Genomic DNA, 24,203 nt, shown 5'->3' with positions numbered 1-24,203 from the left:
TGCTGAGGGAGTAGGAAAGAGGGATGTCAGAGATGCCGCTGGTTGCCATTGTCATGGGCAGTGATTCGGATTTGCCAACCCTGCAGGGGGCGATCGCCATCTGTGAACGCTTTGGCATTCCCCATGAAGTGGCGATTCTCTCGGCTCACCGCACGCCCCTTGCCATGGTCGAGTTTGCCCAAAATGCCCATCAGCGGGGTCTGAAAGTCATTATTGCGGGTGCCGGTGGCGCTGCCCACTTGCCCGGCATGATTGCTGCCTTAACTCCCCTACCCGTGATTGGCGTACCCGTACCGAGCCGACACTTACAGGGGCTGGACTCCCTCTACTCCATTGTGCAGATGCCGGCTGGGATTCCCGTGGCGACGGTTGCCATTGGCAATGCCCAAAATGCAGGCCTATTGGCCGTCCAACTATTGGCCAGTCATGATCCAAAGCTGCTGGAGCAAGTGATGGCCTATCGTCAAGAGTTGGCCGCGACGGTGACCGCCAAGAATCAAAAACTGCAAACCCTAGGGGCTAGCGCTTATCTGCAACAGCAGTAATCTCTGATTCAGGTTCTAGGGACGAACCCGAGAGTCTTGCCTTTTGCAGATCCTGTCGAAAGAGGGGGAGAATACGGCGACATTGATCCACAAAACTCACTAACCATGTTTCCAACTGCTGCTGTTGAGTTGGGTTCACAAGAGTCTTCCCAGTTCCTAACGACCCGTGGTAGGTGATGTAGCCATCATCGGTAACAACAAAATCAGCAAACCAACTACTAGAAGGGCGGCAGGCTCGCCAGTAATTCGCGACGATGACTTTGCCAAGGTATTTTTGGGCTAATTCACTGACGCGGTTCAAGTGATCGAGGGCTTGAGCCACCGTTAAAGACGGCTGCTCTTTGACAGGGATGACTGGCTCCCTAGGCGCAGCTTGAGGACTCTCAGAGGGGCAGTCCATACCTAAAATCCGCCATAGTTTTTCCTCAAGGCTTTTGAATTGCATCTGTCGGTGAGACCCCTCATTCCCCTCGTTGCTGAGGGAGCGGTGGAGGCGCACAATCATCTCTACAGCTGCTAATTCTGAGGGGGCAAGGGATTCTAGGCGATTTAGAATATCGTTCTCGCGATCGCCCCCAAGGGACGCTTCGCGATCGCCCGCTGCTTTCTCTAAACTTTGACCGGCGAGGGCAAAAATATCGCCTCCTTGATTGAGTAAACGCAGAATGTAGTGCCGTGTCATTGGTGTGAGTGAGACCCCCACGATACGCTTCCCCCTTGCTGATTAAAGTCCTTAATTTTTATGTTAAAGGAGATCAAAATTGAACAATCCCTAGCTGTAAAACTTGAGAGGGTTTAGGAACGTCTTTACGATCAGGATTCGCGCGATAGGCATGAAATTGAACTAAAATATACGTACTCGAATCCACTGTGCTGCTCTCCCGATCGCCTGCTGCTATGAACGCTTTTGCACCTAGCTTGCCGACTGATATTGAATTACCCGATTGGTTAGCGACGTGCCTGCGAAATCCAGAGCCTGAGAATGGGGATGATTTAGTCTGTCGAGCGTTTCAATTTGCCTACGACCTACACCAAGGACAGCGGCGGGCGTCTGGGGAACCCTACATTGCCCATCCTGTGGCAGTGGCAAGTATTCTGCGAGATTTAGGCGGGGGGCCTGCTCTTTTGGCGGCGGGGTTTCTCCACGATGTGATTGAGGATACCGCTGTTACGGCAGAGGAGCTAGAAGCCAATTTTGGTGCCGAGGTGCGGCGACTGGTGGAGGGGGTCACTAAGCTCTCGAAGTTTAACTTCTCCAGTAAGACGGAGCGGCAAGCGGAAAGTTTCCGACGCATGTTTTTGGCGATGGCGCAAGATATTCGGGTCATCGTTGTCAAGCTGGCCGATCGCCTGCACAATATGCGCACCCTAGAGTATCTACCGGAAGATCGCCGCCGTGCCATTGCCCAAGAAACCCGTGATGTCTTTGCCCCCTTGGCCAATCGCTTGGGGATTTGGCGGATCAAGTGGGAGCTAGAGGATTTAGCCTTTAAGTATTTAGAGCCAGAAGCCTACCGCCGCATTCAGGAACTGGTGGCGGAAAAACGCGCTAATCGCGAGGCACAACTGCAGCAGGCGATTCAAATTCTCTATGACCGCTTATCGGGAATGGGCTTTGGATACTTAGAAATTAGTGGCCGTCCCAAACACCTCTATAGCATCTATCAAAAAATGATGCGGCAGCAAAAAGAATTCCATGAAATCTATGATGTGGCGGGCATTCGCATTCTGGTGGCCACAAAAGATGAGTGCTATCGTGCCCTTGCCGTCGTCCATGACTGTTTCCTTTCCGTGCCAGGGCGGTTCAAGGACTACATCAGCTTGCCCAAACCCAACCAGTATCAATCGCTGCACACGGTGGTTATTGGTCTTGGGGGGCGCCCCTTGGAGGTGCAAATTCGCACATTGGCGATGCACCATGTCTCTGAGTATGGGATTGCTGCTCACTGGAAGTATAAAGAAACAGGTCATTCCTTGCCGCAACAGTGGAGTGCTCGCGATCAAAAATTCACTTGGCTACGGCAACTGCTGGATTGGCAAAATGACCTCAAGGATGCCCAAGAATATCTCGATAGCATTCGCGATGATCTCTTTGATAAGGAGGTCTACGTCTTTACGCCCCAAGGGGATGTCCTTGCCCTGCAACAGGGGGCGACGCCCCTCGACTTTGCCTACCATATTCACACCGATGTCGGGAATCACTGTGCTGGGGCACGGGTGAATGGTCGGATGGTGCCCTTGGATACACCACTGCGCAATGGCGACATAGTTGAGATCATCACCCAGAAAACTGCCCACCCCAGTTTGGACTGGTTGAACTTTGTTAAAACCACAACGGCACGCAATCGTATTCGGCAGTGGTACAAGCGATCGCGCCGCGATGAAAACCTGCAGCGGGGACGGGAATTACTGGAGAAGGAACTGGGCAAAGCGGGTCTAGAAGCCCTTCTGAAGTCACCGCAGATGCAACAGGTAGCAGAGCGCAGCAACTACCAAAGTGTCGATGATTTAGTGGCCGCCTTGGGCTATGGCGAAATTACGTTGAATCTGGTGGTGAATCGGCTGCGGGCAATTACCCTAGCGCGTCCAGAGACAACCCCACCGGAACTGCCTTCAGAATCTGCCCCTGTTAACCGTGTACCCGCCGCCACGAAACCCAGTGATTCCCCGATTCTTGGGGTGGAGGGCTTGGTTTATCACATTGCTGGCTGCTGTTGTCCTGTGCCCGATGAACCGATTATTGGCGTGGTGACGCTGGGGAGTCGGGGTATTTCAATTCATCGTCAGGGCTGTAGCAACCTAGAGTCGGTGTCGAGCGATCGCCTGATTCCCGTGAGTTGGAACACAAAAGTCAATCAACGCCGTCCCCAAACCTACCCTGTGGATGTGCAAATTGAGGTGATTGATCGCGTTGGTATTCTTAAGGATATTTTGACCCGTTTAACTGATAATCAAATTAATGTGCGACGAGCCAATGTCCACACAGATCCGGGACGCACGGCGATTATTGATTTGTGTATTGATATTGTGAATGCAAAGCAGTTGGATCATCTCTTGGCGCAAATTAGAAAAATCACTGATGTCCTCAACATTCGTCGCCGTCAGCAAACGGAAGTGAGTTCTCCCTAGGTCGGATCGTCCGCTCCCAGACCCCCAAGGACGATTAAGGAAACGCATTTGTGACATCACTCCTTCTGGAACCCCTACAACAGTACCCAGCGGAAGCCCTTTCCCCAACATTGGTTGCCCTGCAAGAGGCGCAAAAAATCTTGCCACCGCCTCATCCTGTCTGGCTGATTTCCACCAATGTCTGGCAACAGTTACGCTCTGGCGTCATTCCCCTGTGGCACGCGGCCTGCGATCGCTGGCAAGAGGTGCCCCCCAATGCGGCGGATTTCAAGGCACTGGCACTGAGGATGACCCATGAATTAACCCCTTTGGATGTGGGGGAGTTAGAAACAATTTTTGCTGCTTGTCATCACTTTTGGCAACAACAGGGGGGAGAACGTCATCTTGTTCTCACCACCTATCTTTGGCAGGAAGCGGTGGACTTACCTTGGGGGCTAGGCCGTGGAACCGTGTTACATCATCCCAGTTTACCCCTGTGTCATCAGGCGATCGAAGCGGCCTTTGCTGCCCTTGTCCAAGCCAAGAATCTCTATACCTATTGGCAGCAGGGATGGGATTTTTGTCACCTCAAAGTGGCGATTTTGCTTTACCCCTTGAGTACCATTGTTGCCTCAGGCTGGTGGACAGGGAGTGATCCAAGGTTGCCGGCGATCGCCAGCGGTGTGACGCTCCCCCATCACGGCATTCCTTTGCCCCCAAGGGGAATTGAGCTGACGCCCGCAGAGGAACAATACTTGCAGCAGGCCTGTCGCGGGTCGGCGTTCCATCTCTGGGTTTGGCATCGCAGTCAGACACAGGTTTGGTGGGGACAGTGTTTAGCAGAACCTCTGCCGCTGGCGCCCTTGCCGCAGGCCGTGGAGCGCACCCTCATAGCTGAAGGGCTACCCGCTGCGCCGGGGCAGGCGATCGCCCCTGCCCTTGTGGTTACAGACCCCTGTGCTCCTGCGGCTGTTGCTGGGCAGATCTTGGTGAGCAAAAGTATTCCACCCCACTGGTTGCCCCTCGTGAGTGCTGCGGTTGGTGTGATTTGTGAGCAGGGGGGCTTAACCAGTCATGGTGCCATTCTGGCGCGGGAATTGGGACGGCCAGCGGTGGTCGGTGTGGTAAATGCGACTCAGCAGATTAGTTCAGGAATGACGCTGTTTCTAGATGGTCATCGGGGGTCTATCTATCAACTGCCCCCAGAGCCATTGCCCGTGGTGGCGACCCCCTCGCCGCAAACGCCCTCACTCCCGACGGTCAAGCGGTTGCCGTTGCCGGTCATGGTAAATGTCAGTCAAGTCAGTGCCCTGCGGTTATTGCGATCGCTCCCCTGTGATGGCATTGGTCTATTGCGCTCAGAGTTGATGTTGTTGGCCTTTTTGGATCATCGCCATCCCTGTCATTGGTTGGAGCAGGGGGACGCTGAGCAGTTGCGCGATCGCTGGGTGCAGCACCTCTGTGAATTTATGCGGGCGATCGCCCCCCGTCCCCTCTTTTATCGCACATTGGATTTACGGCCAGCCGACTATCGCCAACTCTTGGGGGGACATCAGTTTGAACCGGCAACGGATTGGGGGCTGCGGGGAGTGAGTCGCTATCGCCATTGTCCAGAGCTGTTTCATTTGGAACTGTCAGCGCTGGCGATCGCCCACCGCTTAGAAGCCTGCCCGCTGCGTATTATTCTTCCCTTTGTCCGCAGTGTCAGTGAGGTGGTCTATTGTCAAAAGGCTCTTGCCCAGCATGGTCTGACAGCCAAGGCGGGTGTGGAACTGTGGGTAATGGCGGAGGTGCCGGCCATTTTATTTTTACTGTCTGATCTGGCCAACCTTGGCGTTGCTGGCATTACGATTGGTACCAATGATCTGACGCAACTGCTGTTGGGCATTGATCGCGAAACAACACTACCGGAATTAAATGAAGACCATCCTGCCGTTAGGGGGGCGATCGCCCAATTGATTCAACAGGCCAAAGCCCATCACCTAGGATGCCATCTGTGTGGCGAAGCCCCCGCTCGCTATCCCCATTGGCTGCCGTGGTTAATTGATTTGGGGATTGACGGCATTTCTGTGAGTCCTGAGGTTGTCACCCAAGTGTTGGATCAGTTTTAATCGTGAATAAAGTGGTGCTTCTTGATGCAAAATCATGCTTATCTACTGCACCCGCCCCCAGTGTTCCCATCCCCACAATGACCTGCCTGAACTAGAGGGGGATGTCTTGGTGGATACCATTAGCCAAAAGTACTGCGCCAACTGCGGCATGCCCTTGATTTTGCGGGGGCGCTATGTTGCCCAACAGCTGTTGGGACAGGGGGGCTTTGGTATTACTTACCTAGGGCGAGATTTGGATACGCCCGCCAAGCGCCAATGTGTGATTAAACAGCTCCAAGTTGAAACCTCAAATCCAGACCTCTTGCAAAAAGCAGAAAATTTATTCAAGCGAGAAGCACGACTCCTAGAAACGTTGGGGGAACATCCCCAAATTCCTACCCTATTTGCCTTCTTTCAGGAGCGGGTGAGCAGCAGCACAGGCGAAGCAGAACAACACTATTTTTATCTGGTTCAAGAATTTATTGATGGCGATACGCTTGAGTGTGAACTTGCCTATCGCGGTTATTTGAGTGAAGAGGAAGTTCGTGAGGTCTTAAAGGATCTCCTACCTGTTTTGCAGTACATCCACGATCAAGGGGCTATTCATCGAGACATTAAGCCAGCAAACATCATTCGCCAATCGGCAAAGAACAGTAAATTTCCGGGGCAGCGTCGCCTTTACCTCATTGACTTTGGTGCAGTCAAGGAGATTTCCCGTGTTACCGAAGTTGCGAAGGGGCATACAAAAATTTATACAGCGCATTATGCCGCACCAGAACAAGTTAGAGGTGAGCAGGTTTTTCCGAGTTCCGATCTGTACGCCCTAGCAGTGACCTGTATTGTCTTACTCACGGGCAAAGATCCCAAGGAATTGTTTGATAACTACCATCACACTTGGAATTGGCAAAAGTATGTCCAAATCACACCAACGTTTCGCGATGTTTTGGCAAAGATGCTGGCCGTTGCACCCAGCGATCGCTATCAATCCGCCAAGGAAGTCGAAGCTGCCGTAGCGGATGCAGAGACAGAAACAAAAAAAACGTTAGAGATGCAGGCGCTAGAAACACCACTGATTACTAAACTGGTTACTGAGGAGTCTCCACCACCTCGCTTAGCGCCGTCGGTCAACTGGCTGCTTGAGAAGTACAACAGTGGTTTGCAGAGTGATTGGTTAGAGCTGCAAAACTATGGAACACTGGTGCGTCCTTCAGGTTCTCAAAGCGAGGGTGCCATTTTTACTGAGTGTCCTGCTCATCCCAGCTATTTAGTGATCACAGATATCAATCAACAGTCTTGGCTTGTTCCCTTGCATAGGGGAGACTTCGATGCTTACTTATTTCGGCGAACGTTGCCCCAGCACCCCAGTGAAAAGTCAGGGCAATTGCTGAGGCCAGCACGGGTTGAACGGCAGGATCAACATTGGCGGATGATTGAGGCAGGCAGTATTGTCCATGAACCGGTTGTCACACCCCCACCCCTCTCTACCACGCCTACAGGACAACCCTTCTCTGGGACTCAATCAGTACCCACAGCTCAGTCATCATTCGCACCGTGGTTTATCCTCGGCTCACTTGTGATTGCCTTTGGGAGTATGTTTGCAGCGATGGCTGTAATTTTGCTGTCGAACCGCCTAGAACCCCGCCCTCCCTCGCTAGCCAATTCCCCTACTGAAGTCGCAGAAACTCCTGACCAATCGCCCCCTATTGAATCTCCGTTGCCAACCCCAGAAACTGTTTCTACGCCCCCACCCACTGCAAGTGCTAGCGAACGCGTCCTGCTTGACCCGGAGCTGCTCCCTGATCCCAGCCTTTTTGTTGAAAATTACTATGCTCTGATTAACGCCGGCAATTACGAGGCAGCGTGGCATCAATTGACCAGCTCTTTCCAAAATGATGCCTCAGCACACCCCAACGGCTATGGTTCATACATCGATTGGTGGACTAAAGTGCAGTACGTTGATGTTTATAGTACTGAAGTTGTCGGTTTAACTTCAGATAGAGCCGTTGTTGATGCAAATCTTCACTACATAATGAACTCTGGTCAAGATTTTTATCAAACGCTACGCTTTACTTTAGTCAATGTTGGTGGCGAATGGCTAATTCAAGGAACCCAAGCTCTCTAGCGTGCTAGCGGGGGAGTCACTGGCTGATGCAGGATGGCACGGAGTTCAACTTGGCACTGCAGAGCAATCCCAAACTCAATCCCACGCGACAACCGACAGTGGAGGCACTGGCTCAGATTCTTGCCGATTACCGCGCCAAGGGCATTTCTAGTTTGACGTTATCGCAGGCGTTTCCCTAGAAGCCATAGTGTTCAATCGCTTCGAGAATCCCTTGGGCATAGTGACCTTGGGCAAAGTAAATATGGGGGCGATCGCGCAACTTTTCCAATTCCGGACTGTGATTGCCCACAACAACAGCAAGGGTATTCCCCGTCAGCATTTGCTCGTCATTGCCAGAGTCCCCAGCCACCAACAGTTTTTGCAGCGGATAGCCCCACTTGAGGGCAAGATAGCGCAGGGCATCGCCTTTAGAGGCACGCAGGGGCAAAATATCCAAGAACTGATTGTGGGAGAAAATTGGCCGACAATGGAGTTTCTGCTGCCGTAGCAAACGTAACACCGGTGTAATGCTGGGGAGAACCGTGGTATCCACGTTGTAGCTAATTTTGTGGGAGCGTTGATTTTCTGGGGGTTGCAGCGTCAGGCCTGCCACATCGGCGAGGGTGTCTCTCACCCGTTGGGGTTCCCAGCGATAGCTAATGTGCTGCTGCCAACTGGTGTCGGGAACCAAGTGAGGGCCATAGTGAATTTCACTGCCCACGGACGTAATTAAAACATCGGGAATCGGCACGCCCCATTCATGGAGGACCTCTAGGGTAATTTCGAGATGACGCCCCGTTGCCACCCCAAAGCCCATTTCAGGACGGCGTTGCAGAAGTGTTAAGAGTCGCTCAAGGGCAGGGCGATCGCCAATCAAGGTATTGTCAATATCACTAATCAACAGGCGTTCGAGGGTGAGCAGGCGGTTCCGTGTCAGCGTCGTTGGCAGTTTATTACTCTGGTACTGAGCCGGTTGGCGTTGCACACTCAACACGGGCAAGACTGATTTTTCCGCCAGTTGAGCAAGGGCGTGCAGATACATCTCCACATGACTGCGCCAAGAGTAGTGGGCTTGTACCCCCTTCAGGCCATTGTCTGCCCAAGTCTGCCACTGGCTATCACTTTGAAAGGCTTGATGCAAGGCACTGCGAATGGCTTCTAGATCAAGGGCATCAAAGAGCAACCCATTGCGACAGTGGCGGAGAATCTCCTGCGGCCCGCCATCCGCTGTCGCCAAAATCGGTAATCCACAGGCAGCCGCTTCAATGAGCGTCAAGCCAAAGGGTTCAGTGAGGGCAGGATTGATAAAGACCCCCCGTTGCTGCGCGGCTAAACGGTAAAGATCGGGGACTTCATCACTGGTGTGGGTTTTCGGATAGGCGACTTTGCCATAGAGGTCATAGCGATCGACCAGCAAAAAGAGTTCGGTCAACACTTGGCGAGGGCTGGCCTCCATCTTGCTAATATCGGTGCGATTGCCGAGTACTAAGACCAGATTCGCTCGCTCCTGTAAAAAGGGATCAGTGCCATAGACGTTGAGCAACGCAGCCACGTTCTTGCGCGGTACTGGCCGGGAGAGGCAAAAGATAAAGGGCTTTTCCGGTTCCACTAAAAAGCGACGCAATTCCTTGCGAAAGGGTAAATCGGCAGGGACAGGCCCTGGATAGAAACGGCGGGTATCTACCCCCGGCGGAATGACGGCCATCCGCGACGGGTCGTATTGATCGTAGAGGCGATACTGCTCTTCGACCTCCTGATGGGTACTGGCAATAATGAGTGCGGCACTGGCAAGGGTTTGCTCCTCGGCTTCAATGCGAGTCGTAAAGTGAAACTGCTCCTCAATGGCATCGGGCTTACTACCCTGGGCAAGGAGTCGCTGTCGCTTGACCCGGCCGAGGGAATGCCCAGTGTGAACAAGGGGAACCCCCAACCAACCGGCAACACGGCAGCCCACATAACCAGCATCGGCATAGTGACTGTGGATCACATCGGGCATGCGGCCACTTTGGCGAAGATGGCGCAACAGTTCATCGGCAAATACGTCTAAATAAGGCCAAAGCACTTCCTTGCGCAAATAGCGGCGAGGACCACAGGCTAGGCGGACAATGCGGGCGCGATCGCCAATTCGCTCAATGGGCTGGGCATAGTCGGGGCTGACCTTGGCATCGGGAATCAGACGAGTGACCAAATCCACCTGCGCCACCCGGGGATGGGCTGCAAGGGTTTTTGCCAGTTCGACCACATAGCGCGTTTGTCCTCCCGTATCGGCATCTCGTCCTAGTTCAAGGCGATCGCCCCGAATCAAACCATGAATACTGATGAGGACAATGTATAATCCATCTTGCATAGCCGCTCCCTTACTTGGTGCACGACAACCCAATTGGGGGTCATCCTCACCCTACCGAAAAACATGAGCATTGTCCAAAAACCCATGGCGGCAATCCCCCCAGCAATTCATCTCAAAGAGGTCTCCTTTGGCTGGTCGCCAGAGGTTTTAGTGCTGGATCGGGTGTCCCTAGAAATCCCGCGGGGGCAACTATGGATGCTCCTCGGCCGCAATGGCAGTGGTAAGTCAACACTGGTGCGTATTTTGGGAGGTCTCTTGCAGCCCCAAAGCGGTGAAGTCTATGTGGAGCAACCCCTTGGCTTTGTCTTCCAGAACCCCGATCACCAACTGGTGATGCCCAGTGTCGGTGCGGATATTGCCTTTAGTCTCAATGGTGAATCCCTCAACTATTGGCAGGTGCGCGAGCGCGTCAGTGCCGCCCTACAAGCTGTGAATTTACAGGGGCTAGAACGCCGTCCCATCTATGCCCTCAGTGGCGGCCAAAAACAGCGGGTAGCCATTGCCGGGGCGATCGCTCGCCATTGTCGGGTGCTATTGCTCGATGAACCCACGGCACTCCTTGACCCCGATAGCCAGCGGGAACTCCTAGGCTACGTGCGCCAACTGGTCAACAGCCAAGGGATCACCGCACTGTGGGTCACCCACCGTCTCGATGAACTGGCGCAAGCGGACGGTGCCATTGTTCTGGATCGTGGCAAAGTGATTGGCCAAGGGGCACCCAGCGACATGATGCCTCTGCTGCACGCTTGAAAAGCCAACCATTCCTGCACCGAAAGGGATCTCTCAAACCGCTGGCACTCCTCTTGGGCTGCTATGATCAAGGACTAGAGATATAGAATGCTTGCATACGAATTCACCTGTAGGATTGAATTATTGCATTAGGAGCGATCGCCATGACTGAAACGCCTCAAACCCCACCCCCCGAAGAACCCACGGCCAAAGCTAGCCGTCCCGCCCGTCGCAGCACCCCGCCCGCCAAAGAAAATAGCGGTCAAATGGTTTCCCTTGCCGAAAAAACGGCTCTTGCCCCCGCAGGCACAACCACAGCCAGCGACATCGTGGTATGGCAAACCTTTAATAGTGCCGGCTTGCGTCCCATTGAAGCCAGTCCCGTGCAAGTGGTGCACATGATCAAAGATGCCGGCGAGCGTCCGGTGCTCAGCAGTGGCCTGCAAATCTACGACAGCATCAACTCCGCCGGTATTCGCCCCATCGTGGCCACCAATTTCCGCGTGGTTGAAACCCTGAACATCATGGGGGTGCGCCCCGTGGCAGCGGATGACTTTGAAATTGTCGAAACAGTGAATTGGATGGGCATTCGTCCGATTACCACCAGTGGCCTGCACATTGCTGAAACCTATTATTCCGCTGGGGAACGGCCTGTGGCTTCTAATATCATTGATGATTCACCCGTCCTCATGGGCTATCTGGACTAGGGGCATAGTGTTGACCATTCAACCCTTTAGGTGGGGGAATGGCAGTCTGAATGGCCATTGATCCTTATCGGCACCTGCTGCGGCCACTTCTTTTTTCTGGGTTGCAGGCGGATCCAGAATTTCTGCACCAGCAGTTTATCTCCCTCTGTGGGTGGCTTAATCAGGATCGTGCCCTGAGCACTTGGCTGCGGCAGCAACTTCAGCAACGCTATGCCCTTGCAGATCCCCGTTTAGAGCGGCAAATGTGGGGACTACGCTTTCCCAATCCCATTGGTTTGGCGGCAGGGTTTGATAAGAATGGTGTCGCCCGCAGTGTCTGGTCGGCCTTTGGCTTTGGCTTTGCGGAGTTGGGCACCGTCACTTGGCAGCCACAACCGGGAAATCCGCGTCCGCGCCTCTTTCGCCTAACAGCCGATCGCGCGGCGATTAATCGCATGGGGTTTAATAATGCCGGCGCAGAGGCCATGGCCGCCCTTTTGGAGCGATCGCCCCCGCCAACGATTCCCATCGGTATCAATTTGGGCAAGTCAAAAATCACCCCTTTGGAAGCTGCAAAAGAGGATTACTTAGCCAGTTTTCGCCGCCTGTATCCCCTTGGCGATTATTTCGTGATTAATGTGAGTTCTCCCAACACACCGGGGTTACGGGATCTGCAAGCCAAGGAACAACTAGAACCCATTTTGGAGACGCTACAAACCGCCAATCACCCCCGCAAGCCCCTGCTTCTGAAAATTGCCCCCGATTTGAGTTGGGAGCAGATTGCGGCAATTCTTGATCTGATTCAAACCTATGAACTCGCCGGCATTGTGGCCACCAATACCACAGTGGCACGGGAGGGGCTAAAAACCCAGATGATTCCGCAGACGGGGCGATCGCCGGCGGACGAGGCGGGAGGTCTCAGTGGTGCCCCTTTGCGCGATCGCGCTACCGCCGTGATTCGCTTTATCCACAAAGAGACCCAAGGCACTCTGCCGATTATTGGGGTGGGGGGGATTTTCACGCCAGAGGATGTGATCGAAAAACTAGCAGCCGGTGCAACACTGGTGCAACTCTACACCGGTTGGATTTACCAAGGACCGAGCCTATTGCGAGAGCTACTCCAAGGACTCTTAGCCCACGCCACCGATCAAGAGAAGCCAGAGAAATAGCGTCTGTGCCCTTGTCAAGGGGAGCATTCTAACTGTTAACTTTTCTATAGTATTGTCTCTATATTTTACGAAAGTATAAAAATATGACCGTTTCGCCCGAACAGATTGACCGCATTGTTTCCAACCAGCACCACGATCCCTTTGAAATTTTGGGATGTCACCAGATCAGTGAGAATGGCCAATCCATGTGGGCGGTACGCGCCTATTTACCCAATGCCGAACGGGTGAGTGTCCTCTGTCCAGAGCAGCGGCAAGAATATCCGATGACGCCAGTGCACCACCCCCACTTTTTTGAATGCCGCATTCCTCTGCCGGAACTGAATAATTATCAACTGAAAATTTATGAAAATGGCCACGAGCGGGTGATCTACGATCCCTATGCCTTCCGCTCCTCAAAGCTGACGGATTTTGATATTCATCTCTTTGCCGAGGGCAATCACCACCGCATCTATGAAAAACTCGGGGCACACCTGCTCACAGTCGATGGCGTTGCAGGGGTGTATTTTGCCGTCTGGGCACCCAATGCCCGCAATGTCTCTGTCATTGGCAACTTTAACCACTGGGATGGCCGCAAACACCAAATGGCACGGCGCGGCAATGGCATCTGGGAACTCTTTATCCCCGGCTTGGGTGTGGGCGAGCACTATAAGTACGAAATTAAGAACCAAGACGGCCACATCTACGAAAAATCAGATCCCTACGGCTTTTACCAAGAACCGCGTCCCAAGACCGCCTCTATTGTCACCGACCTCAACAGCTACGAATGGGGCGATAACGACTGGCTAGAAAAACGGCGCCACACCGACCCCCTGACGCAGCCGATTTCCGTCTTTGAGGTGCATTTAGGATCGTGGCTCCACGCCTCAATGGAAGCCCCCCCTATTGGTGCTGATGGCCAACCCCAAGAACCCGTACAGGTGGCAGAACTCAAGCCCTGGGCACGCTTTCTCACCTATCGCGAATTGGCGGCCAAACTCATTCCCTACGTCAAGGAATTGGGCTACACCCACATTGAACTCTTGCCCGTTGCTGAGCATCCCTTCGATGGCTCTTGGGGTTATCAAGTCACTGGCTACTACGCCCCCACCTCTCGCTATGGCAGTCCCCAAGACTTTATGTATTTCGTGGATCAGTGCCACCAAAACGGTATTGGTGTGATTGTGGATTGGGTACCGGGGCACTTTCCCAAGGATGGCCACGGCCTCGCCTTCTTTGATGGCACCCACCTCTACGAACACGCGGATCCGCGCAAGGGCGAACACAAGGAATGGGGCACCCTTGTCTTTAACTATGGTCGCCACGAAGTGCGCAATTTTCTGGTGGCCAATGCCCTCTTTTGGTTTGACAAGTACCACATTGATGGTATTCGCGTGGATGCCGTGGCCTCGATGCTCTATCTTGACTATGGCCGCAAAGAGGGTGAGTGGGTACCCAATGAATACGGCGGACGGGAAAATTTAGAGGCGGCCAACTTCCTGCGCCAAGTGAACCACGTGATCTTTAGCTACTTTCCGGGGATTCTCTCGATCGCGGAGGAGTCAACGGCCTGGCCGATGGTCTCTTGGCCAACCTACATGGGGGGATTGGGCTTCAACCTGAAGTGGAATATGGGTTGGATGCACGATATTCTGGACTACTTCAGCATGGATCCGTGGTTCCGCCAGTTCCACCAAAACAATGTCACCTTCAGTATGTGGTATCACCACAGCGAGAACTTCATGCTGGCGCTCTCCCATGATGAGGTGGTGCACGGCAAGAGTCACATCATTGGCAAAATGCCGGGCGATCGCTGGCAGAAATTCGCCAATCTGCGCTGTTTATTTGCCTACATGTTCACTCACCCCGGCAAGAAAACAATGTTCATGGGGATGGAGTTTGCCCAATGGAGCGAGTGGAATGTCTGGAGCGATTTAGAGTGGCACCTGCTGCAATACGAACCCCACCAGCAAACCAAACGCTTCTTTGAGGATCTCAATCGCCTCTACCGTTCACAACCTGCCCTCTACACCCAAGATTTCAAACAGGAGGGCTTTGAGTGGATTGACTGTAGCGATAACCGCCATAGCGTTGTGTCCTTTATCCGCTGGGATAAGGACTACCAAGATTTTGTGGTTGTCGTCTGTAACTTTACACCACAGCCCCACAGCCACTACCGCATTGGCGTGCCGGAGCATGGCTTCTATAGTGAATTGTTTAACAGTGATGCCCGCGAGTATGGCGGTAGCAACATGGGTAACTTGGGCGGTAAATGGGCGGATGAGTGGCCTTACCACAACCGCCGCTACTCCCTTGATCTCTGCTTGCCCCCCTTGGCAGTGCTGATCTTGAAACTGGATCGCGAGAAAACAGCCGCTGAGCGGGCACGCTATAACCTCACACCCTAACCTTCAGGGAGGAGCTGGCCGGCTTGGACTTGCCAGAGGCCGTAATAGACGCCCTGCTGCGCCAAGAGTGCTTCGTGTGTCCCCTGTTCAACAATGTCGCCCTGCTCTAGAACGTAAATGCAGTCGGCGTGGCGAATCGTCGAGAGGCGGTGGGCAATGGCAATGGTGGTGCGATGGGCGGTAATGTGGGCTAGCGATCGCTGGATGGCGGCTTCGGTTTCGTTATCCACGGCGGAGGTGGCTTCATCGAGCACTAGAATCGGTGGATCTTTGAGCAGGGCGCGGGCGATCGCCAGCCGCTGCCGCTGACCGCCGGAGAGTTTTTGTCCCCGTTCGCCGACCACCGTGTCGTACCCTTGGGGCAGTTGCTCGATAAAGTCATGGGCTTCCGCCAATTTTGCAGCATGCACAACGTCTGCTAGGGTGGCCTGGGGGCTGCCATAGGCAATGTTCTCAAAGACGCTGCCATGGAAGAGAAAGACATCCTGACTCACCCAACCAATGGCACGGCGCAAGTCCCGCAGCCGATACTCGCGAATATCCATCCCATCAATGAGAATGCGCCCTTCTTGCACCTCATAGAACCGCAGTAACAATTTCACAAGGGTACTTTTGCCGGATCCCGTGGAGCCGACAATGGCGATCGTCTGACCTGCAGGCACGTGCAAGCTGACATTTTTTAGCACCGGCGCCCGACCCGCGTAGGCAAAGCTGACGCATTCAAAGCGCACCTCTCCTTTGACATGGCGCGGATCAAGGGGGCGATCGCCCGTACAAATCGCGATCGGCGTTTCCAGCAAATTCAGCACCCGTTGCGTTGAGGCCATGGCTCGCTGATACTGATCCAGTGTTTCCCCCAAACGGGTCAAGGGCCAGAGCAACCGTTGAATCAGATAGACCATCGTGCTGTAGGCGCCCACATCCAAGCGCCCCTGAAAAGCGGCAAAGCCACCCAGCACCAACGTTCCCGTAAAGCCAAAGAGGATCACAAAGCGAATCAGGGGAATATAGGCAGCACTGAGGCGAATGGCGCGGCGATTACTCTGTTGGTAGGCTTCACTATCCCAGCGCAGGCGCTCCAATTCGTAAGCCTCGGCAGTAAAGCTCTTGATCGTTTGAATACCTGAGATATTGTTAGCCAAGCGTTCGTTGAGGCGTCCCGCCTTTTCCCGCACATCGGCATAACGAGGGGCGAGTCGCCGCTGAAAGATGACGGATCCCCAGAGAATAAAGGGCATCGGCAGCATCCCCCAGATCGCCACATTGGGCGCCAAATAAAAGAAAATCCCACCAATCACTAAGACGGTGGTTGTGACTTGCAACACCTCGTTGGCACCGCCATCCAAAAAGCGCTCGAGTTGGTTAATGTCATCATTGAGAATCGAGAGCAACACCCCACTGCTGCGCTCCTCAAAAAACGCCAAATCCATCTCTTGGACATGGGCATAGGTCTCAAGGCGCAGGTCGTGTTGAATCTGCTGGGCTAGGTTGCGCCAACTGCGGGCATAGGCATACTCAAAGAGGGATTCCAAGCTCCAGATCACAAATGATAGGCCGGCCAAGGCCAACAGTTGCTGCTCAAAGGTCACCAGCCCCCAGCGGGCGAAGAGGGAATCCTGCCGCTTCACCACCAGATCCACAGCAATCCCAATCAGAACGGGGGGAGCGAGATCAAAAATTTTATTGAGGATAGAGTAGAGGGAGGCAAGCCCCACTTGGCGTTGGTAGCGTTGGCTGTGGTGCAGCAGTCGTAAAAACGGATGCAAGGCTTCTTGGCCTCCCCAAAGTGCAGGATGATCGCGGGCAAGCAAATCACTCGCCTAATTCTTAAGATAGGCTAAAGAATTGCCCCCTTGGGGAACAACGCCGCCAACGCTACTGCCTACCTCTTAAACGGATGCTTTTCCTGCCTCCTGAATCGGTACCCACTCCGTATGGAAGGTTCCCGGTTTATCGATCCGCTCGTAGGTATGGGCACCAAAGAAATCCCGCTGTGCTTGGGTGAGATTTTGCGGCAGGCGATCGCGCCGATAGCTATCGAAGTACTCCAAGGACGCGCCAAAGGCGGGCACAGCAATCCCAGCACGGGTCGCCTCCACCAACACCTCCCGCCACGCCGCCTGTTTATCGAGGATGGTTTGCCGAAACTCCGGCGCCAGCAGCAGATTGGCCAGTTGGGGATTTTCGCTGTAGGCCTGCTTGATCTTATTCAGGAAGCCAGCGCGAATAATGCAGCCCCCTTTCCAGATGCGGGCAATCTCGCCAAGGTTTAGTTGATTATCAAAGAGTTCTTGGGAGCCTTTGGCAATCAGCGCCATCCCTTGGGCATAGGAGCAAATCTTTGAGCAGTAGAGGGCATCGCGAATTTTGTCAATGAATTCTTGCCTATTGCCGCTAAAGTGAGCCGCAGGGCCGGGGAGGACTTGGGCAGCCGCCATCCGTTCGGCTTTGATGGAGGACATGATGCGGGCATTCACGGCAGCGGTAATCGTTGGAATGGCCACCCCCATTTCAAGGGCACTTTCCACCGTCCAGCGACCGGTTCCCTTTTGACCTGCCGCATCCACAATCACATCCACAAGGGGCAAATGGGTTTCTGGGTCAATATAGGTGAAAATCTGGCTAGTAATTTCAATCAAAAATGAGTTGAGTTCGGGGGTCTCATTCCAACTTTTGAAAACCTCATGAAGTTGCTGGTGATTGAGGCCAAGGAGGTTTTTCAGCAGGTCATAGGCTTCGGCAATGAGTTGCATATCACCATACTCAATGCCATTGTGCACCATCTTGACAAAGTGCCCCGATCCCCCCGGCCCAATGTAGGTGACACAGGGGCCATCATCCACTTGCGCTGCAATTTTGGTGAGAATGGGTTCGAGGGCTTGATAGGCCTCCCGACTGCCACCGGGCATGAGACTCGGACCATTGAGGGCACCTTCTTCACCACCGCTGACGCCCATGCCAAAGAAGCAGAGTCCTGCCGCCTCCATTTCAGCAACGCGGCGTTCGGTATCCGTGTAGAGGGAGTTGCCCCCATCAATGAGGATGTCTCCCGGTTCAAGGAGTGGCTTGAGTTGCTGGATCAGGTCATCCACGGGTTTGCCGGCTTTGACCATCGCCAAAATGCGGCGGGGACGCGACAGCGACGCCACAAATTCCTCAAGACGATAGGTGGCCTTGAAGCGACGGCCGGCGGCTCGTTCGGCCATGAAAGCTTCAGTGCGGGCGGGGGTGCGATTATAAACCGCCACGGAGAATCCATTTCGCTCCACATTGAGGGCAAGGTTTTCCCCCATGACAGCGAGGCCAATGACGCCAAAATCTTGCTGTGACATACATCCGTCCTGCAATGGCAAGGATCACTTCCACCATAGCGGCAAGCTCAGCCAGAGGAATGGAAGAAGACGTTAAGGTTCACTAGCGGTTGATGTCCCGCAGCAGACAGCGCAGGTTGTCCCACGTGCTCAGGTAGATCAGGTTATCAATTTGCCAGCGATCGCTCCCTTGGCGAAGGAGTACTTTAATCGGCACAGGCGTTCCCGATCGCCCCCGTAGACCTACCATAACCTCAATATCCACTTCCGCCACTTGGGGATGATTGGGCGATCGCCGCACGTTGCGCACTTTCACCCCTTGAGTACTCACTTGGGTAAAGGAAAAGGGATCAAAGTCTAGCCAAGCGCCATCCCGTGGCTGTTTGCGAAAGGCTTGCATCAACTGCTGGTATAGATCGGGCGTAAACGCTGCTCGCTGCTGAGAGAACCGTTGGCGGCCTTGATCTTGGTTTCGCACCCACCACTGATAAAATTGGCTCACCACTGTTTCTGGTGCTGAGCTGGCGATCGCCCCCGTCTCGATGACAAGGGCAAGACTAACGCCGAGGGGCAACCACCACTGCATCGGCTAGGCCAAACCCACCAGTTTTTCGCTCAACTCCCACAGGCGGCGCGCTTTTTGCTCATCACTGCCCTCTGCCGAGAGTTCTTGGACAAAGGCTTTGCGGCCCTCTTTTTGGCGGTTACCCCAACTCCAGTGCACCCCCGACTGGCAAAACTCTGGGTCGGCCACCACCATTGCGACGCGCTCACCCGCTAGTTCTTGACTGACATAGCCCCCCGTGATGTTTTTCTGGAAGAGGGGGAAGAGCTTCTGGAAGAGGGGAAAGTGGTTGCGAAAGAGGGGGGTGTCCGCCACACAGCCCGGATACAAGGAGCTAAAGACAATCCCCGTCGAATCATGGAAGCGGCGATGTAGTTCCCGCACCGTGAGCATATTGCAGAGCTTGCTGTCTTTATAGGCCTTGCCCGACTTGAAGGGCTTGCCGTTAATCATGGCGATGGGTTTCTTGAAGCCCTTCTCAAAGCCTTCGAGGTTACCCAAATCGGGGGGAGCAGGAATGGGAATTTTGCCGCCGAGTTCTTTGCGGTTGGCCGTCACCGTGCCGAGAATCACCAAGCGCTTATCGCTTTCGGGAGACTTCTTCAAATCATCGAGGAGGAGGTTGGCCAAAAGAAAGTGCCCCAAATGGTTGGTGGCCACACTGATTTCATAGCCATCCACACTGTAGATCGGTTCCTTGAGCAGGGGATAATAGACAGCGGCATTGCAGACAAGGGCACGCAAGGGGCGATTCAATGCCCGAAATGACTCCACAAAGCCGCGCACACTGGCCAACGAGGACAAGTCCAAATGCAAAATCGTGTAGGCCTGCGGCGGAATCTGCAAGTCTTTGGCGGCTTGCTCTGCTTTTTCAAGATTGCGGCAGGCCATAACAACGTGCCAGCCCCGATTAGCTAAGGCTTTGGTGGCATACAATCCGACTCCAGAGGATGCACCCGTAATAATGACCGTTGGGCGTGGCTGATCACTCATAGGTTCTGTGGCATACCTGCGGTAACGTCGCTATTGATCCTGCCATAGAAGCGATCGCCCCCTAGGCGCACCCCTAGGGATCATTTACAGTTACTTAATAAATAGACTCGATAGTTAATCAAGTTTTGTATCTAGCTCGCCTCTCCCCTATTTTCAGGATTAACCCGACTCTATGACTATCTCCCAACCCCTGCCGCCGTGGCTGCGCAAACCCCTTGGCAAAGCCAGTGAGATCTCCACTGTGCAACGGTTGGTGCGCCAGTATCGGATTCACACCATCTGTGAAGAGGGGCGCTGTCCCAATCGCGGTGAATGCTATGCCCAAAAAACCGCCACTTTTTTACTCTTGGGTGCCACCTGTACCCGTGCCTGCGCCTTTTGCCAAGTGGAGAAAGGTCACGCTCCCGCCGCCGTTGATCCAGAGGAACCAGCAAAAATTGCGGCTGCTGTGGCTACCTTGGGATTGCGCTATGTAGTTTTAACCTCTGTGGCTCGCGATGACCTAGCCGATCAGGGGGCGGGTCAATTTGTTGCGACCATGCACGCGATTCGCCAACGCTGTCCCGGCACGGAAATTGAAGTCCTTACCCCCGACTTTCGTATGGATCGGGGACGCTTGAGCCAACGGGACTGCATTGCCCAAATTGTGGCGGCACAGCCTGCCTGCTACAACCACAACCTCGAAACTGTACGCCGCTTGCAAGGCCCGGTGCGACGGGGTGCCACCTATGAGAGTTCACTGCGGGTCTTGGCCACGGTTAAGGAACTGAATCCCCACCTTCCCACCAAGTCGGGCTTGATGTTGGGCTTGGGAGAAACCGAAGCAGAGGTGATTCAAACTCTAAAAGATTTGCGAGCCGTGGGGTGCGATCGCCTGACCTTGGGACAATACCTGCCCCCCTCGTTGAGTCATTTGCCTGTGGTCAAGTATTGGACACCTGAAGAATTTAACACCTTGGGCAAGATTGCCCGCGAACTCGGCTTTTCCCACGTGCGATCGGGTCCCCTTGTGCGTAGCTCCTACCATGCAGCAGATGCCGCGCCAACCCAAGAAGCGTGATGGGTACTTCATTCAATCAGGAAAGTATTTGCCCCTTGTGGTGACCATTGCCGCACCGCGATCGCGAATCAACGCCTTGGCTGCCCGCTCAACGCGATAGCCAAAAAACAGAGGGCGAATTTCCTCGTTGGCCTCTACTTGAGACACAAGATCCAAAAAACGCTCCACTTCTGATTCAGTAATGTTACTTTTGACTTCCCCTAGCACTAACACTGGTCGTTCTTCTATGCGGCCGCGAATCACTAAGTCAAACTCATCACTGCCGTTGCGCAGCGGCAGGACATCCCGCTCACAAAATTCGATTTCCATGCCCCAGCGATGTTCTAGGATTTCGGGCACCACTTCCAGAGCAAGGTCTTCTAGGGACCCACCGAGAGCTTCACTGAGACCGCCCACTTGGCGTGCGAGTTGTTTGACGGCTCGTTCAGTGCGCTTTTGCGCTTCAGCCAGTTCTGCAACAGCAACAGCTAGCTGATCCACTCGTTCTTCAGTGCGTTTTTGAGCTTGGGCGAGTTCTTCAACTTGCTCTTCAGTGCGTTTTTGGGCTTGAGCTAATTCGCCTACGATGGACTTCAGCTCATTGAAGTCTCTTGCTTTCACCAAATCGTTGTAGGCTTCATGGATGACTTCTGCAAGCAGATGCGCCTGCTCGGGAGGAAACGCCGCCCGCAGCTTTTCTTCGAGGACAGAGGTCATTGCATCTATGAAATCTTGGCTGTACTTTCTATTGTACCGACTAGGCAGAACTTCTCTGGTTGCCACCCCCTCTATCAGAAAGGCTCCTTGTGTGCAGCTCGTACCACGCCAGCCAGACGAATAAAATTCCAGTGTCAACAAATCAAAACAAAGTATTTGACAAATCAAAGGGGAAGCACTTAGGATCTATTAGAACTTGCATAATCGGCTTGCAACACATTATAAGCTATATTGTGTAAGCTAAGTACTAGGGAACAGCAGAGTGAGTTTATCCATCTGCCGAACCCAGACGCTCGTGAGTGAGGAGTAACATCGTGAAAAAGACGTACCTGTTAGCAGGTAGCTTGAGCCTACTGGGTGTGGTCGCAGGGGCTAACATTGCTACCGCGAATGAACCCGCCAACTTCGAAAACCTAATTGCTGCTGAACCACAAAATCTCCAAGTTTCTGAAGCACTGCCTGCCCCCAACACCATTGCAGACGCTTCGAGCACGATTACCTCTGTCAATCAGCTTCTGGCCAACGAAGAATCCATGGGGCAGGTGACCTCTGTCTCGCAGCTGTCTGACGTGCGTCCCACCGACTGGGCCTACCAAGCCCTCGCCTCCTTGGTTGAAAAGTATGGCTGTATCGCGGGTTATCCTGATGGCACCTTCCGTGGCAACCGTGCCGCCACCCGTTATGAAATGGCAGCAGCATTGAACGCCTGCCTCGATGTGATTAGCGATCGCTTTGCCACCAAAGAAGACCTCGCCACTCTTCAGAGACTCATGGATGAGTTCGCTGCTGAACTCGCCACCCTGCGCGGTCGCGTGGACAACCTCGAAGCCCGCACCGCTGCCCTTGAAGCCACTCAGTTCTCGACAACGACCAAGCTCACGGGTACGGCGGTGATGTCGGTGCAGTACGGTGGTCGTCCCAGTAGTCCAAATCCTTCGGTTGCACCTCCACCTTTTCCAGGTGGTCCACTTGGCCTTACCGATGCCCCTGGTCGCACGAATCCCACCGTTATTGCTGGCGTGCTGCTGAACCTGAATACCAGCTTTACCGGCACTGATTTGCTGCAAACCACGCTGTCTACGGGCAATGGCGGTCGCGATGCCATTAGTACTTACGGTATTGGGTTACAAACTAGTTCAACTTTAGCTCCAGCGGGTACAACTGATATTTTCACAGCACCTTTTCCTTATGCTAGCCCCAGCCAGTACTACTGGTCGAACTTTGGTCCGAATGTGGAGCTATACCGCCTAGCCTATACGTTTAAGCCCACCCAAGATATCACCATTACTGCAGGGACACGGTTCTATCCGAGCGATATCATTGACACCAATAGCTGGGCGAACTCTCCTGCTAGTGACTTTGGCACTTACTTCTTCCTCAACAACCCCTTCATTGTGCCCTACGCCATGAACTACCTAGGGGGTGCAGGGGTTGCTATCCAGTGGAACCCCAATGAAGGTCCTTTTACTGTGCGGGCATTGTATCTTGCGGCAGAGCCAGGACGAGCTAATTCTGGCATTGCCCCTCCAAGTCCGGGGGGTGGGTTTGCGGGTGATCCCTTCCAAGCTTCCTTGGAGTTGGAGTATGCCAACACCTTTGGCAATGGTCGCAACAGTTATGCGGTGAAGCTTCAAGGTACCTACTCCAAAACCTATGGCATTGAGGCGCAAGCGGGGGGCATCAACTTTGAGCTCAATCTGGGTCGCTTGGGCATCTTTGGCCGTGCAGGGGTAGCAGGGATTCCCAATGGCTACTTCCCCAATGTTTCGCCCCTACCGTTTTCTATTCCTGGTGACCCTGCTGGCATGATGGCCTATAACTTTATGGCGGGTATTGGCTACAAAGACTTGTTGGTGCCAGGTTCAGTACTGGCGGCAGCGGCGGGTGCGCCGTTTATCAACAGTGCACCTAGTTTTGCTTTCATTAACAATGCCAATCAGGTCAACATTGAGGCCTTTTACAAATTCCCCATCAGTGACAACATCAGCATCACGCCTATCTTCACAGCGATTATCAACCCCAACAATACCAATGGGGGTGGGGTTATTTCTGGTCAGCCGATTCTGCAAGGCGTGATTCGGACTACGTTCACGTTCTAGAGCGGGTGAATTTGCCCTCACCCTAGATCCCTCTCCCCTGTGGAGGGGGATTTTTTTACGGGAAGTATTTACCGCGGGTGGTGACCATTACCGCGTCGCGATCGCGAATCAACGCTTTAGCTGCACGCTCAACGCGATAGCCAAAAAAGAGGGGGCGAATCTCCTCGGGCGCTGCCACCTGAGCCACAAGATTCAAAAACCGCTCCACCTCTGATTCGGTGATGTTGCTTTTCACTTCCCCGAGTACCAAGATTGGTCGCCCTGCCACCTGACCCCGAATCACTAAATCAAATTCATACTCCCCATTGCGCAGGGGGAGG

19 protein-coding genes are annotated in these 24,203 nt (G+C 53.7%); 11 read left to right on the top strand and 8 right to left on the bottom strand.

What is annotated here, in order from left to right; all coding sequences use genetic code 11:
* Positions 1–23 precede the first annotated feature (23 nt).
* The gene (gene purE, locus RHK62_RS12980; protein ID WP_206200512.1) at positions 24–545 is read left to right on the top strand and encodes a 5-(carboxyamino)imidazole ribonucleotide mutase; all 522 of its coding nucleotides are present in this window, start codon (positions 24–26) and stop codon (positions 543–545) included.
* On the opposite strand, the gene RHK62_RS12975 is transcribed toward purE, so the two are convergent.
* Positions 520–1,248, bottom strand: coding sequence for a hypothetical protein (locus tag RHK62_RS12975; protein ID WP_310453819.1), 729 nt, complete (start codon positions 1,246–1,248; stop codon positions 520–522). The genes purE and RHK62_RS12975 overlap by 26 nt on opposite strands.
* Positions 1,249–1,442: 194 nt before the next feature.
* On the opposite strand from RHK62_RS12975, the gene RHK62_RS12970 reads away from it, so the two are divergent.
* Genes RHK62_RS12970 through RHK62_RS12955 form a run of 4 tightly spaced genes read left to right on the top strand, consistent with a single transcriptional unit; the run spans position 1,443 to position 8,044 of the window.
* Positions 1,443–3,674, top strand: coding sequence for a bifunctional (p)ppGpp synthetase/guanosine-3',5'-bis(diphosphate) 3'-pyrophosphohydrolase (locus RHK62_RS12970; protein WP_206200510.1), 2,232 nt, complete (start codon positions 1,443–1,445; stop codon positions 3,672–3,674).
* A 50-nt stretch (positions 3,675–3,724) separates the two neighbouring features.
* Positions 3,725–5,764 (top strand): putative PEP-binding protein, encoded by a 2,040-nt coding sequence (locus RHK62_RS12965; protein ID WP_310453818.1) that lies wholly within the window; start codon positions 3,725–3,727, stop codon positions 5,762–5,764.
* A gap of 34 nt (positions 5,765–5,798) precedes the next feature.
* Positions 5,799–7,865, top strand: a complete 2,067-nt coding sequence (locus tag RHK62_RS12960) for a serine/threonine-protein kinase (RefSeq protein ID WP_310453817.1) — start codon at positions 5,799–5,801, stop codon at positions 7,863–7,865.
* Positions 7,866–7,891: 26 nt separating this feature from the next.
* Positions 7,892–8,044: a hypothetical protein gene (locus RHK62_RS12955; protein WP_310453816.1), complete on the top strand. Its 153-nt coding sequence runs from the start codon at positions 7,892–7,894 to the stop codon at positions 8,042–8,044.
* Here RHK62_RS12955 and RHK62_RS12950 read toward each other — a convergent pair.
* Positions 8,041–10,191: an HAD-IIB family hydrolase gene (locus tag RHK62_RS12950; RefSeq protein WP_302678498.1), complete on the bottom strand. Its 2,151-nt coding sequence runs from the start codon at positions 10,189–10,191 to the stop codon at positions 8,041–8,043. The two genes, RHK62_RS12955 and RHK62_RS12950, sit on opposite strands and share 4 nt — an antisense overlap.
* 63 nt (positions 10,192–10,254) lie before the next feature.
* Between RHK62_RS12950 and RHK62_RS12945 the strand changes: the two genes are divergently transcribed.
* The 4 genes from RHK62_RS12945 (at position 10,255) to glgB (ending at position 15,159) form a co-directional block, all read left to right on the top strand.
* Positions 10,255–10,941 carry an energy-coupling factor ABC transporter ATP-binding protein gene (locus RHK62_RS12945; RefSeq protein ID WP_302679172.1) on the top strand — a complete coding sequence of 229 codons (687 nt, stop codon included), beginning with the start codon at positions 10,255–10,257 and terminating at the stop codon, positions 10,939–10,941.
* A 143-nt stretch (positions 10,942–11,084) separates the two neighbouring features.
* On the top strand, positions 11,085–11,627 hold the full coding sequence (locus tag RHK62_RS12940; RefSeq protein ID WP_310438666.1) for a hypothetical protein: 543 nt from the start codon (positions 11,085–11,087) through the stop codon (positions 11,625–11,627).
* 56 nt (positions 11,628–11,683) lie between these two features.
* Complete coding sequence (locus RHK62_RS12935; RefSeq protein WP_315863485.1) at positions 11,684–12,775, top strand: quinone-dependent dihydroorotate dehydrogenase; 1,092 nt, start codon at positions 11,684–11,686, stop codon at positions 12,773–12,775.
* 83 nt (positions 12,776–12,858) lie between these two features.
* Positions 12,859–15,159, top strand: coding sequence for a 1,4-alpha-glucan branching enzyme (gene glgB / locus RHK62_RS12930; RefSeq protein WP_310453814.1), 2,301 nt, complete (start codon positions 12,859–12,861; stop codon positions 15,157–15,159).
* Here glgB and RHK62_RS12925 read toward each other — a convergent pair.
* From RHK62_RS12925 to RHK62_RS12910, 4 genes are all read right to left on the bottom strand, one after another.
* Positions 15,156–16,925 (bottom strand): ABC transporter ATP-binding protein, encoded by a 1,770-nt coding sequence (locus RHK62_RS12925; protein WP_310453813.1) that lies wholly within the window; start codon positions 16,923–16,925, stop codon positions 15,156–15,158. The genes glgB and RHK62_RS12925 overlap by 4 nt on opposite strands.
* Before the next feature lie 123 nt (positions 16,926–17,048).
* The gene (gene gndA / locus RHK62_RS12920; protein WP_310453812.1) at positions 17,049–18,491 is read right to left on the bottom strand and encodes an NADP-dependent phosphogluconate dehydrogenase; all 1,443 of its coding nucleotides are present in this window, start codon (positions 18,489–18,491) and stop codon (positions 17,049–17,051) included.
* Positions 18,492–18,573: 82 nt separating this feature from the next.
* Complete coding sequence (locus RHK62_RS12915) at positions 18,574–19,056, bottom strand: DUF3828 domain-containing protein (RefSeq protein ID WP_302678494.1); 483 nt, start codon at positions 19,054–19,056, stop codon at positions 18,574–18,576.
* Between the two features lie 3 nt (positions 19,057–19,059).
* Positions 19,060–20,028 (bottom strand): protochlorophyllide reductase, encoded by a 969-nt coding sequence (locus RHK62_RS12910; protein WP_206200500.1) that lies wholly within the window; start codon positions 20,026–20,028, stop codon positions 19,060–19,062.
* Between the two features lie 172 nt (positions 20,029–20,200).
* Between RHK62_RS12910 and lipA the strand changes: the two genes are divergently transcribed.
* Complete coding sequence (lipA, locus tag RHK62_RS12905) at positions 20,201–21,088, top strand: lipoyl synthase (RefSeq protein ID WP_310453811.1); 888 nt, start codon at positions 20,201–20,203, stop codon at positions 21,086–21,088.
* Positions 21,089–21,100: 12 nt separating this feature from the next.
* On the opposite strand, the gene RHK62_RS12900 is transcribed toward lipA, so the two are convergent.
* The gene (locus tag RHK62_RS12900; RefSeq protein ID WP_310453810.1) at positions 21,101–21,784 is read right to left on the bottom strand and encodes a hypothetical protein; all 684 of its coding nucleotides are present in this window, start codon (positions 21,782–21,784) and stop codon (positions 21,101–21,103) included.
* A gap of 314 nt (positions 21,785–22,098) precedes the next feature.
* Here RHK62_RS12900 and RHK62_RS12895 point away from each other — a divergent pair, with 314 nt between their 5' ends.
* On the top strand, positions 22,099–23,883 hold the full coding sequence (locus tag RHK62_RS12895) for an iron uptake porin (protein WP_310453809.1): 1,785 nt from the start codon (positions 22,099–22,101) through the stop codon (positions 23,881–23,883).
* Positions 23,884–23,938: 55 nt separating this feature from the next.
* On the opposite strand, the gene RHK62_RS12890 is transcribed toward RHK62_RS12895, so the two are convergent.
* Positions 23,939–24,203, bottom strand: a 265-nt coding sequence (locus tag RHK62_RS12890; RefSeq protein WP_310453808.1) for a hypothetical protein, incomplete at its 5' end; no start/stop codon positions are given.

Origin of the sequence: Thermosynechococcus sp. HY213 (genome assembly GCF_031460975.1) — a bacterium.
Classification (GTDB): domain Bacteria; phylum Cyanobacteriota; class Cyanobacteriia; order Thermosynechococcales; family Thermosynechococcaceae; genus Thermosynechococcus.
The sequence above is the reverse complement of the archived record's forward strand: the minus strand, read 5'-3'. Positions and strand labels throughout refer to the sequence as shown.